A 10,769-nucleotide genomic window follows, 5' to 3' on the forward strand; every position below is an offset into this window, starting at 1 on the left:
GCGGGCGGGCGCCACCGCGATCGAGGACAGGCGGGCGATGCGGCTTGATCGGCGCCGCTCCAGCACGGCCGCCGCGACCAGCACCTCCTCGCCGTCCTCGACCGCCAGCGCGACGATAACGCTCATGGTCGGCGAGTCGATCGCGTGGCGGATCGCCCGGCGCTCGGCCCGGTCCGTGACGAAGGCGGCGTGTTCGAGAGCCACGAGGGCGTCGAGGTCGGCGCGCCGAGCGGGGCGCAGGACGATCTGCGTCGCCGCACGCTCCGCGCCCGTGTCGGCCGGGCGCGGTGTCGTGTGCGAGCGGGCTGCGCTCACCGGGTGCGTCCCGGAGCGGTCATGCGGACGGGCGGCATCGTCGGGCAGGCCATGGATTCGCTCAAGCTCCGGAGCGTGCGCCGGTCGCGGCCGGACCGCTCGGCTGGTCGGGGATCACGTAAGTCGCCGTGCAGGACATGCCCGCGCGCCGTCCGTTTGGGAAGCCCGCACGGGCGCGGCGCGGCGTTTGTGCAACAGGCCGCGCCGGCGGTGGATTTCGCCCGCAAATCACAGCTCGGCGCCTTGTCGCGCGGGCGCACCGGCCGTATATCGCCCCTGCCCAATTTCGCACGTGCCTGTGGCCGCGTGTCGGTTGGTGGGCATCCGGTCAACTGCCGGACAGCCGCCAGGGGTCTTAAAGGATCGATGGTCGCAAGGGTGGATCCCTACGGCCGGCATCCGGGTGGCGACACCAGACCCCGACAACAACCGACAGCCGGAGGCGAAACCGGCGAACCCCGCTCTCCACGGGGGACGCAGCTTAAAGCAACGACGAACGGGCTTTTTTGGTCTCGTCGGCCCTCCAAAGGCCGACACCGAAGAGGCTTGTTTATCCTTGCCCGGCGTGCGGTTGGGGTTTCCCCTACCAATCCACGGCAGCTTCCGGGTGCTCTGCGCCCGCGACCATCCGCGCGTCTCCAACGCGTGCGGCTGTCGCGACGTATCGCCCCCTGACGCCGACGGCCTGCCGGCCGTCATGCATCGATAACGTGCGCCCGCGGACCCGGGCGCCGCCGATTTGTGCTGGGGAACGCTCATGACCGATCGTATCCGCGACTTCCTGCGCGTGCGCCGCGACCTCGGCCAGGACGAGGGTCCGGTGATGGTGCTCGACCTTGAGGTGGTGCGCGACAACTACACCGCGTTCGCCCGCGCGCTGCCGGACACCCGTGTGTTCTACGCCGTGAAGGCGAACCCCGCCCCCGAAGTGCTGCGCCTGCTCGCCGAGATGGGCTCCTGCTTCGACACGGCCTCCGTCGCTGAGATCGAGATGGCGCTCGCCGCCGGTGCCTCGCCCGACCGCATCTCCTTCGGCAACACCATCAAGAAGGAGCGCGACGTCGTCCGCGCGCTCAAGCTCGGCATCCGCCTCTTCGCGGTCGATTGCGAGGTCGAGGCCGACAAGATCGCGCGCGCCGCGGAAGCCGCCAGCGTCGAGACGGCCGAGATCCAGGTCTTCTGCCGCATCCTCTGCGACGGCGCGGGCGCCGACTGGCCGCTCTCGCGCAAGTTCGGCTGCGTGCCCGAGATGGCGGTCGACGTGCTGGAGCACGCCCACCGGGCGGGCCTGCACGCCTACGGCGTGTCGTTCCACGTCGGCTCGCAGCAGGCCAATACCGAGGCCTGGGACGGGGCGCTGGCCTCCGCCGCGACGATCTTCCAGGAATGCGCCACCCGGGGCATCGGCCTGTCGATGGTCAATCTGGGCGGTGGCTTCCCGACCAAGTACCTCAAGGCGGTCCCGGGCGTGGAGAGCTACGGCGACGCGATCTTCCGCGCGTTGACCAAGCACTTCGGCAACCAGATCCCGGAGACGATCATCGAGCCGGGCCGCGGCATGGTCGGCAATGCCGGCCTGATCGAGGCCGAGGTGGTGCTGGTCTCGAAGAAGTCGCAGGCCGAGGACGAGGTGCGCTGGGTCTATCTCGACATCGGCAAGTTCGGCGGTCTCGCCGAGACGATGGACGAGTCGATCCGCTACGCGATCCGCACGGAACATGACGCGGACCGCATGAGCCCCTGCGTCATCGCGGGCCCGACCTGCGACTCGGTCGATGTGCTCTACGAGAAGCAGCACTACCCGCTGCCGGTCTCCCTCTCGATCGGCGACAAGGTGCTGATCGAGGGCGCGGGCGCCTACACGACGACCTACGCGGCGGTGGCCTTCAACGGCTTCCCGCCCCTGCGCCAGATCGTGATCTGACCTGCGCCGGCGCGCGGAACGCGCGCCGCGCTCACGGGTTCTCAACCCCCGAACGGCAACGTTTCGCCCCGAACGGCGAAGCCTTGCAGATCCTGTCCGGCCGCGCTTCGCGGTCCGGGCGGCCTCGTGTCCACGCCCCCTTCACCTGCCTCCGGGGATGATCGGTCATGATCGAGATCCGCGCCGAGCACGCCGCCGACGTCGCGCCGCGGGAGCGCCTGCTCGACGCCTGCTTCGGGCCGAACCGCTTCGCCAAGACCTCCGAGCGCCTGCGCGAGGGGCGTCTGCCCGCGCGCGGCCTCGCCTTCACGGCGACGCGCGCCGGCCGCCTCGTCGGCACCGTCCGCCTGTGGAGCGTCGATGCGGGCGGCTGCCCGGCGCTGCTGCTCGGCCCGCTCGCGGTCGATCCGGCGATCCAGCGCCAGGGGCTCGGCAGCGTGCTGATGCAGGCCGCGCTCGGCCGGGCGGAGGCGCTCGGACACGGCGCGGTGCTGCTCGTCGGCGACGCGCCCTACTACGTGCGCTTCGGCTTCGACGGGGCGATGGCGGCCGACCTCGCGATGCCGGGCCCGTTCGAGCGCGCGCGCTTCCTCGGGCTGGAACTGCGCCCCGGCGCGCTGGCCGGTGCCCAGGGCATCCTGCGTCCGACCGGCACGTTCGCCCCGGTGCCGGCGGTGGAGACCTACGCCGAGGTGGCGCGACGACGCGCTGCGTGAGGGCTGAGGCTTCTGCCAAACCCTTCTCCCGGGGAGGGAGTAGCTGCGTATCGGCCTACGGAATATCCAGGATCTTGTGCGTCTGCAGCGACAGGCGCCAGCGCGCGTCGCGGCGGCAATAGGCCACCGCGGCGCGGGTGTTCTCGGCCTGGGCCGGGCCGTCCATCGGCTGGAGGAAGCGGTGGCGGAAGGGCAGGTCGGCGAGCGCGGCCGGATCGATCTCGGCCTGCGGATAGACGAGCTTCAGCTCGTGGCCGCCGCGCTGGACCAGCGGGATCGCGCCCTTCGGGCTGACGCAGATCCAGTCGATGCCCTCGGGCGCCAGAATCGTGCCGTTGGTCTCGACCGCGATCTCGAAGCCGCGCGCGTGGACTGCCGCGATCAGGGCTTCGTCGAGCTGCAGCAGCGGCTCGCCGCCCGTGAAGACGACGTAGCGCGCGTGTGCGCCGCCCTCCCAGGTCCGGGCGATGGCCTCGGCGAGCGCGTCCGGGTCGGCGAAGCGCCCGCCGCCCGGCCCGTCCAGCCCGACGAAGTCGGTGTCGCAGAAGCGGCAGGCGGCGCTCGCCCGGTCCTCCTCCCGGCCCGACCAGAGGTTGCAGCCGGCGAACCGGCAGAACACCGCCGCGCGGCCCGCCTGCGCGCCCTCGCCCTGCAGCGTGTGGAAGAGTTCCTTGACCGCGTACGCCATCATCCCGCCGTGAGGCCCCCGCGATCGTCCGTTTACGCGGTGCACAAGCCGCACAGATAAGCGTCCCGGCTTGGATGCGCCATCGCGGGCGCGCCATGCTCTCGCCACGGTGGCCGCGTTGAACGGCTCCGGGGTGCAGTTCCGTTCGACCGGGCTCGCCGGACAGCCGATACGTCCTACCTCCGCCTCGTGTTTTTGGCGGTGCGAAGAGGGCTGCGGGTCTCAGGCGTCGCCACGGCGTTCCACACCGAAGTCAGGCCGGATGTCGAATCGAATTCTGAAGCGTCTCGCAGGGGCGGTCGCGGCGCTCGCGGTTCTGGTCGGTGCGGCCGAGGCCGCTACGGCGCCGATCCTGCTGGTCGATGCCGAGTCCGGCAAGGTGATCTACGGGCAGGCCGCGACCGACCCGTGGTACCCGGCCTCCATCACCAAGCTGATGACCGCCTACGTCGCCCTCGATCTCGTGCGGCAGGGGCGCGCCTCCCTCGACACGCTGATCACCATCTCGCCGGCTGCCGCCGCCGAGCCGCCATCCAAGATGGGCTTCCGGCCGGGCACCCAGCTCACCCTCGACAACGCCCTCAAGATCATCATGGTCAAGTCGGCCAACGACGTGTCCTGGGCGATCGGCGAGAGTCTCGGCGGCTCCGTCGAGGGCTTTGCCGACATGATGAACGAAACCTCGCGGCGCATCGGCATGCACGAGAGCCGCTGGTACAACCCGAACGGCCTGCCGGACCCTCGGCAATGGACCTCGGCCCGCGACATGGCGGTGCTCGCCCGCGCCTTGATGCGCGACTTTCCCCAGAACCGCGATCTGTTCTCGATCCCGGCGATCCAATTCGGCAAGGCCGTGATGGCCAACCACAACGGCCTGCTCGGGCGCTACGCGGGCGCCGACGGGATGAAGACCGGCTTCATCTGCTCGGGCGGCTTCAACGTGGTGGCGAGCGCGACCCGCAACGGGCGCCGGATCATCGCGGTGGTGATGGGGCAGCCCAGCGCGCGCGAGCGCGACCTGAAGACCGCGGACCTGTTCGACTACGCCTTCGGCCAGTCGACCGGCTGGACCAGCCAGAACCTCGACGCGCTGCCGGCATCGGTGAGCGCAACGCCGCCCGACATGCGGCCCTACATCTGCGGCGGCCGCAAGGCGCCGGCGATCGACGAGGGGCCGGGCGCCATCGCCGGAAACGGGGCCGAGGGCGCCATCGCCCAGTTCATGGGCCAGACCGCCGCCACCTCGCCGGCCGCCGCGATGGCGGCCTTCAGCACCGCCGCGGTCCGCAACCGGGCGCTGCCGCCGCGGGCGCCGCTGCAGCCGATCGCGGTCTGGATCGGGCGCAGCCCGGCCGAGGGCCAGACCTTGCTGGCCGAGCAGGAGAACGCCGCCAAGACTGCCGCAGCGGAAGCCCGCGCCGCCAAGCTCGAGGCCGCCAAGGCCAAGCGCGAAGCCGCGCAGGAGGCTCGGGCGGCCAAGCTCGCGCAGGCGAAGGAGCGTGCCGCCGAGGCCAGGGCAAACGCGGCGGCCAACCCCCCGGCGAAGCCGAAGCCCGCCGCCGTCGCCGCCAAGGCGGCACCGAAGGCGGCCGCCCGCAAGCCGCAATCCGGCATCCCGCAGAGCGCGACCGCCTACACCTCTACGGCTGCCGACACCCCCGTGATTCCGGCGGCCAAGGCGAAGCCGGCCCACAAGCCCTCCGCCAAGCCCTCCGCCAAGCCCGCGCAGCAGGCCAAGGCAGTGAGTAAGCCTTCCAAGAAGGCGGACGAGTAGGAGCGGGCACTACCTTCTCAGGTCAGGACCCGCCCGCGCGTCTCCTCGCGGATCCCCGCGACCGCGAGGGCGGCGAGCGCGAGCAGCACCGCGAACAGCGCGATCGCCGCCGAGAAGCTCACCGCCACCACGAATCCGAGCGCCGAGGGGGCGAGGAGACCCCCGACGCGCGCGAGCGCCCCGGCCGCGCCCATGCCGGTCGCGCGCGCCGTGGTGGGGAAAAGCTCCGGCGTGAAGGCGTAGAGTGCCCCCCAGGCGCCCAGCATGGCGAAACTCATCAGCAGGGTTGCGCCCGAGATCACCAGGGGATCGGCGGTCGCGACGTAGAGGAAGCAACCGGCGGCGGCCGTCAGCAGGAAGCCGATCAGCGTGCGCCGCCGGCCCCAGCGCTCGACCCCGTGGGCGGCGAGCGCGTAGCCGGGGAGCTGGGCGAGCGCCACCAGCACGAGGAAGCCCTGCGCGCGCAGGAAGCCGAGTCCCGAGGCCGCGAGCTGGGCCGGCAGCCAGACGAACAGCCCGTAATAGGCCATCGAGACCAGCAGCCACACGGCCAGGATCAGCAGGAACGGCCGCCGCAGGGGTGCCGCGAGCAGCCGCGGGCGCGGAGCGGTCTCCAGGTCGCGCCGAAGCGTTCCGGCCTGATGAGGGCGCCCGTTCGCCGCGGCCATCCGGGCGAGCACCCGGTCGGCCTCGTCGAGCCGGCCCCGACGCCAGAGAAAGTAGGGTGATTCCGGCACCCAGAAGCGCAGGGCGACGCCGACGAGCGCCGGGAGCGCAGTGGCCGCGAAGATCCAGCGCCAACCGTCCGGACCGCCCCAGGCCGCCGCGGCCCAGCTCACCAGCGCCAGCGCCAGGGTACCGACGGCCCAGAACGCTTCGAGCAACACGAGCCAGCGCCCGCGCCGGGCGGCCGGCAGGAACTCGGCCATGGCGGCGTAGTCGACCGGCAGGGTGCCGCCGACCGCGGCGCCGGTGAGGAAGCGCAGCACGAGAAGGCTCGCGAAATCGGGCGCTAGCGCCGAGGCGAGACCGAATGCGGCGTCCGCCAGCACGGTGCCGATCAGCACCGCGCGCCGCCCGACCCGGTCGGCGAGGCGCCCGAAGCCCCAGGCTCCCAGCATCATGCCGAGGAAGAAGGCGGTCCCGACCTGGATCGCCTGCGGCACCGTGATGTCGAACGACTTCGCCAGCGTCGGAGCGGCGAAGCCGATCGCCAGCACCTGCATCGCGTCGGCCGCCCAGACGAGGCCGAAGATCCCGAGGAGCCGCGCCTGGAACCGGCCCGTGCCGATCCGCGTGAGGGCCGCGTCCAGGGAGTTGGCCGAGCCTGTCATGGTATGGTCCGCCCGCGTCATGCTGCGAGGCCGCGCGCTAGGCCGGGCCCCGCGCTCTCTTACAGCAGCTTGGCCTTTGACGAAGCGGAGATCCCATGCCCGTCACGCTGCACGCCGCACCCGAGGGGGAACTCACAGAGGCCGAGATCGCGCGCTGGCGCGCGGTACCGGTCGCGGTCGCGGCCGACCTCGCTCGCGGGGCCGACCAGATCGACCCGGCGATCCGGCCGCTCAACCCGCCGGGGCGCCAGCCGCGCCTGTTCGGCCGCGCGGTGACGGCGCTCTGCGAGCCACCGGATTTCGGCGCGGTGCTGCACGCCGTGGAGCGGATCGGCCCGGGCGACGTCCTGGTGATCGCGGCCGGCGGGCGACCCGAGACGGCGATGATCGGCGAGATCGTGGGCGGTCACCTGCGCCGCCGGGGCGGTGCGGGCCTCGTCTGCGATGGGGCGATCCGCGACGTCGGGGTGCTGGCGGGTTGGGCCGATCTCGCGGTCTTCACCCGGTCGATCACGCCGCGCGGACCGGCCTCCGCCGAGCGCGGGGCGGTCAATGCGGCGGTGGTCGTCGGGGGGCGGCTCGTCGCGCCGGGCGACCTGATCATCGGCGACGACGACGGGCTCGTCGCGCTCTCGCCCGCCACGGTGCGGGGCCGCATCGGCGACGCGGAGGCGAAGCTCGCCCGGGAGGCGCAGTGGGAGGCGAGCCTCGCGGCCGGCCGCTCGGTGTGCGAGACGTTCGGGATCGCGGCCGCGGTCGACGGCGTGACGTAGATGCGCGGGCTCAGCGGCCCCCGCGCTCCGGGGGCGGGCGATAGGCTTCCGAGGGGAGATCGCGCGACAGGCTCTCGCCCGTTCCGCGGCCGGGCGCGGGGCTCGGCATCGGGCCGGGCGTCTCGGGGGAGCGCGGCGGTTCGGTGATGTAGCGCTGCGTGCCCGGGGCGGGCGCGGGCTGGGCGGCCGGAGCCTGGGGCTCGGGCCCGGTCGGGGCGAGGTAGCGCCGGCCCGCATCGTTGGGCGTCGGCTGCGGGGGCGGCGGCACCAGAGGCGCGGGCTGTTGCCGGGCCGCGGGCGGCGGGGTCGGCGCGGGAGCGGGTTCCTGACGCGGCTCCGGCCGCGGACGCGCCTCGGGCGCCGGCGGGGCCGGTCTGGGCCGGGCCGCCTGCGCGGGGCGGGGCTTCCGCCGGATGCTCCGGGGCGGTGCCGACGGAGCCGGGCCGGCGAAGCCCGGAGCACCCGGCAGAGCGATGGTCATGTGCTCGACGGCCGCGACGAGGTCGGCGAGGCTGGCCTCGGCCGTGCGGCAGAGCCGGATCCGCAGCGACAGGGCGCGCCGGCCGGTCGTCGCGGCGGACAGGGGGCCGAACAGCCCGCCGCTCGCGACCCGGGCCCCGGCGGCCGGCCGCTCGAACCATTGCCACGCGTAGAGGCAGTCGGCCCCGATCGCGATGCCGACCGGGCCGTAGACGTTTCGGCGCGGCACGGTCTGCACGCGCAGGACCTGACCGGGAAAGCGCACGGCGATCTCGCCCTCGATGCCGAACTGGCTGGGCTTGGCGAGCCGGGGCGGGAAGGCGAGCAGGAGGTCGCCGGTCTCGTTGCGCAGCGCGATCTCGGCGTGGTTGCGGCCGTCGCCGCCGGCGTACCGAATGCGCTGGTCGAAGCCGTCGCGCAGGCGCGTCTCGATCACCGCCTCGACCGGGCCGGCGCCCGGCAGGCGCAGGGCCGGAACCGGCTGGGCCGCCGCGGGCTGGGCCGCCGGAGCGGCCGAGAGGACGAGGGCGACGAGCGGGGCGAGGACGCGGAGTCCGGGTGTCACGGATAGCCTTTGTCGTTCGCCGCCGAACGCTCGGAGGTGGCGCGGCCCGGCACGGTGAAGCGGTCGCCCTCGGCGGCGCTGCGTCCGCGCTCGGCCTGCTGGTCCTGCCAGAGCGTGCCCTGCGGCGGCGGCCCGAGCGTCTCCGGCTTGTCGAGGCCGTTGTAGCCGGGCAGCAGCGTGTAGCCGTAGCGCTCGTAGGGCATCGTGCCCGCGCCCGGCACCCGGCGGGCCACCAGGGGCGGGCTCTGCGTGGCGGGCTCTCGGGCGTAGGTGCCGGGCGCGGGCGCCTCGGCGAGCGCGCGCTGCACCGAGGCCGGCGGATAGCGCAGCGGGTTGTCGAGGGGCACGGCGATCGGGAACTCGTTGCGCTGGACGGCCGGCGGCACGGCCTCGCCCCGGGCGCCAGCGTCCGGCCGGGGCACGCGGCCGTAGGAGGCCTGCGGGTCGGGTTTCGCGGGCTCCGCCCGCGGCGCGGCCCGGTTGCCCTGGGCAGGCGGCGGCTGGGTCGCGCAGGGCAGGGGCGGCCCGCCCGGATCCTCGCGGAACAGCATGTCGACCACCTTCGGGAACAGCCCGTCGTAGCGGTTGACCACCTCCAGATAGGGCCGCTGGCGTTTCAGACGCTGCAGCGTCAGCGCGTAGCCGAACACCGTGCTCTCGCCCGGCAGCCAGGCGACGGCGCGCCCGAACCACTCGAGGGCCGCGTCGAACTGGCACGAATTGTAGGCGTACCACGCGAGCCCCTGCGCGCCCTCGCCGGAGGCGGTGGCGTTCACGACCTTGGCGTAGCGCTCGATCCGGGCGGGCTCGATGAAGGGCGGGTTGGCGAGCGTGAGCTTGCGCTCCAGGATGTCGATGAACAGCAGCTCGTTGCCGACGAAGCGGTCGCGCCACGCATAGGCGACCTCCTCTGCCTCGCGCATCATGTTCAGCTCGCGGAGCGTGTGGGCGAGGCCGTGCGCCACCATCGCGTCGCCGCCGCGGGCGATGGCCTGCTTGAACCATTCGAGCGCCTCGCGGAACTGGCGGCGCTTGTAGGCGTACCAGCCGAGCAGCCCCGTCTGGCTCGGGTCGCCGCTCTTGCGGGCATAGGCCTGGAAGGCGGTGAGGTCGGCGAGCGTCGGGGTCTGGGCCGGCTCGTCGTGCAGGAAGGCGGCGATGCGGGCTCGGGTGATGTCGAGGCGGATCGCGTCGAACTCGGAAGCGCCCTCCGCATCCTGGCGCCCCGGATCCCGTCGGCCCATGGCGATCAGGCGCTCGGCCTGATCCATCTTGATATGGGCCATCGCCTTCTGGATCGTGGCGAGGCGCGCGCCGGCATCGCCGCTGCCGTCGAGCACGGACTTGTAGAGGTTGAACGCGTCCTCCGCCGCACCGGCCGTGGCCAGCGCGTCCGCGATCGTCCAGATGCTCTCGACGTCGGCGGGATCGAGCGCGCCCGGGTCGGCGCGGTAGAGGGCCGCCACCTCCTCGGGGTTCTTCCCCAACGCCCGGACGCTGCTGCGGAACTCGGCTCGGCGGAGCTTGCGCGCCAGCTCCTCCGAGGGCTGCCAAGCGGCGTCGACCGAGCGGCGCGCGTTGATCGCGGCGCGCAGGTCCTGGAAGCGGCCGGCGGTGAAGAGGTCCCAGAGCGGGGCCTCCTCGGGCGGGCTCGGCTGGAGGCTGTCGAGGTCGGCGGGTTCGGTCCAGCCCGGGTAGAGCCGCTTCAGCCGGGCGATCTCCGCCTTCATGCGGGCGGTCTGCTTCTGCGAGGCGTAGTAGCGGAGCGCGCTCTCGTCGACCATGCCGGGGGCCGTCGAGGTCTCCGGGTCGACGAGGATGGCGGGCGCGCGGGCGCCGTCGCCGTAGACGATGCGCGGGGCTGCGTCGCCGGTCGCGGGATTGCCGGCGGGATTGCTGGCGGGACTGGCGGCAGGACGGGCGGCGGGATTCGCCGAGGGGCCTCCCTGGGCGGCGGCGGGAGCCGCCGCGGCGAGCAGGAGCGCGAGGGCGAGGCCGGCCCGTGGAGTCACGATCTGAGGCATGACGGGTAGCGCATCCGGGCCGCGGCCAGCGCGAGCAGGTGGAGGGTCGTCGGATAGTAGTTCTGGTTGTCCTGCACCGTCCGCAGGGATTCGGGAAAGGGCGTGCCGTCGCGCGCGCAGGCGACGAGGGCGGGCAGCGCCGTGTAGCCCGGCTCGCTCAGCCACTCCACCGGCTT

Annotated in this window: 9 protein-coding genes and 1 pseudogene; 4 read left to right on the plus strand and 6 right to left on the minus strand. The window is 73.3% G+C overall.

Annotated elements, in window-relative coordinates:
• Positions 1–246 (minus strand): GNAT family N-acetyltransferase (locus tag MFF54_RS26295; RefSeq protein WP_506289945.1); only part of this gene is annotated, 246 nt, incomplete at its 3' end.
• A gap of 826 nt (positions 247–1,072) precedes the next feature.
• Between MFF54_RS26295 and MFF54_RS26300 the strand changes: the two genes are divergently transcribed.
• Entirely contained in the window at positions 1,073–2,239 is a 1,167-nt protein-coding gene (locus MFF54_RS26300; protein WP_238307142.1) for a type III PLP-dependent enzyme, read from the plus strand.
• Between the two features lie 167 nt (positions 2,240–2,406).
• Complete coding sequence (locus MFF54_RS26305) at positions 2,407–2,955, plus strand: GNAT family N-acetyltransferase (RefSeq protein ID WP_238307143.1); 549 nt, start codon at positions 2,407–2,409, stop codon at positions 2,953–2,955.
• 55 nt (positions 2,956–3,010) lie between these two features.
• On the opposite strand, the gene queE is transcribed toward MFF54_RS26305, so the two are convergent.
• Positions 3,011–3,643 (minus strand): 7-carboxy-7-deazaguanine synthase, encoded by a 633-nt coding sequence (gene queE / locus MFF54_RS26310; RefSeq protein WP_238307149.1) that lies wholly within the window; start codon positions 3,641–3,643, stop codon positions 3,011–3,013.
• A gap of 262 nt (positions 3,644–3,905) precedes the next feature.
• On the opposite strand from queE, the gene MFF54_RS26315 reads away from it, so the two are divergent.
• A complete protein-coding gene (locus MFF54_RS26315) occupies positions 3,906–5,417 on the plus strand; it encodes a D-alanyl-D-alanine carboxypeptidase family protein (RefSeq protein ID WP_238307144.1) in 1,512 nt (503 codons plus the stop codon).
• A 17-nt stretch (positions 5,418–5,434) separates the two neighbouring features.
• On the opposite strand, the gene MFF54_RS26320 is transcribed toward MFF54_RS26315, so the two are convergent.
• On the minus strand, positions 5,435–6,751 hold the full coding sequence (locus MFF54_RS26320; RefSeq protein WP_238307145.1) for an MFS transporter: 1,317 nt from the start codon (positions 6,749–6,751) through the stop codon (positions 5,435–5,437).
• A gap of 95 nt (positions 6,752–6,846) precedes the next feature.
• Between MFF54_RS26320 and MFF54_RS26325 the strand changes: the two genes are divergently transcribed.
• On the plus strand, positions 6,847–7,524 hold the full coding sequence (locus MFF54_RS26325) for an RraA family protein (protein ID WP_238307146.1): 678 nt from the start codon (positions 6,847–6,849) through the stop codon (positions 7,522–7,524).
• 10 nt (positions 7,525–7,534) lie between these two features.
• On the opposite strand, the gene bcsN is transcribed toward MFF54_RS26325, so the two are convergent.
• From bcsN to MFF54_RS26340, 3 genes and pseudogenes are all read right to left on the minus strand, one after another.
• Positions 7,535–8,569 (minus strand): cellulose biosynthesis protein BcsN, encoded by a 1,035-nt coding sequence (gene bcsN / locus MFF54_RS26330; protein WP_238307147.1) that lies wholly within the window; start codon positions 8,567–8,569, stop codon positions 7,535–7,537.
• On the minus strand, positions 8,566–10,593 hold the full coding sequence (locus MFF54_RS26335) for a hypothetical protein (protein WP_238307148.1): 2,028 nt from the start codon (positions 10,591–10,593) through the stop codon (positions 8,566–8,568). The genes bcsN and MFF54_RS26335 overlap by 4 nt, the downstream gene beginning before the upstream one ends.
• Positions 10,578–10,769 (minus strand): annotated as a pseudogene (locus tag MFF54_RS26340) (glycosyl hydrolase family 8); the annotation flags it as partial. The gene MFF54_RS26335 and the pseudogene MFF54_RS26340, both read right to left, overlap by 16 nt.

It is taken from the genome of Methylobacterium gregans (assembly GCF_022179245.1).
GTDB lineage: Bacteria > Pseudomonadota > Alphaproteobacteria > Rhizobiales > Beijerinckiaceae > Methylobacterium > Methylobacterium gregans.

Excerpts from the sequence above, each read along its gene's own strand:
- MFF54_RS26300 (WP_238307142.1), top strand. The coding sequence starts at position 1,073 with ATGACCGATCGTATCCGCGACTTCCTGCGCGTGCGCCGCGACCTCGGC.
- MFF54_RS26305 (WP_238307143.1), top strand. The coding sequence starts at position 2,407 with ATGATCGAGATCCGCGCCGAGCACGCCGCCGACGTCGCGCCGCGGGAG.
- MFF54_RS26320 (WP_238307145.1), bottom strand. The coding sequence starts at position 6,751 with ATGACAGGCTCGGCCAACTCCCTGGACGCGGCCCTCACGCGGATCGGC.
- MFF54_RS26335 (WP_238307148.1), bottom strand. The coding sequence starts at position 10,593 with ATGCCTCAGATCGTGACTCCACGGGCCGGCCTCGCCCTCGCGCTCCTG.
- MFF54_RS26325 (WP_238307146.1), top strand. The coding sequence starts at position 6,847 with ATGCCCGTCACGCTGCACGCCGCACCCGAGGGGGAACTCACAGAGGCC.
- queE (WP_238307149.1), bottom strand. The coding sequence starts at position 3,643 with ATGGCGTACGCGGTCAAGGAACTCTTCCACACGCTGCAGGGCGAGGGC.
- MFF54_RS26315 (WP_238307144.1), top strand. The coding sequence starts at position 3,906 with ATGTCGAATCGAATTCTGAAGCGTCTCGCAGGGGCGGTCGCGGCGCTC.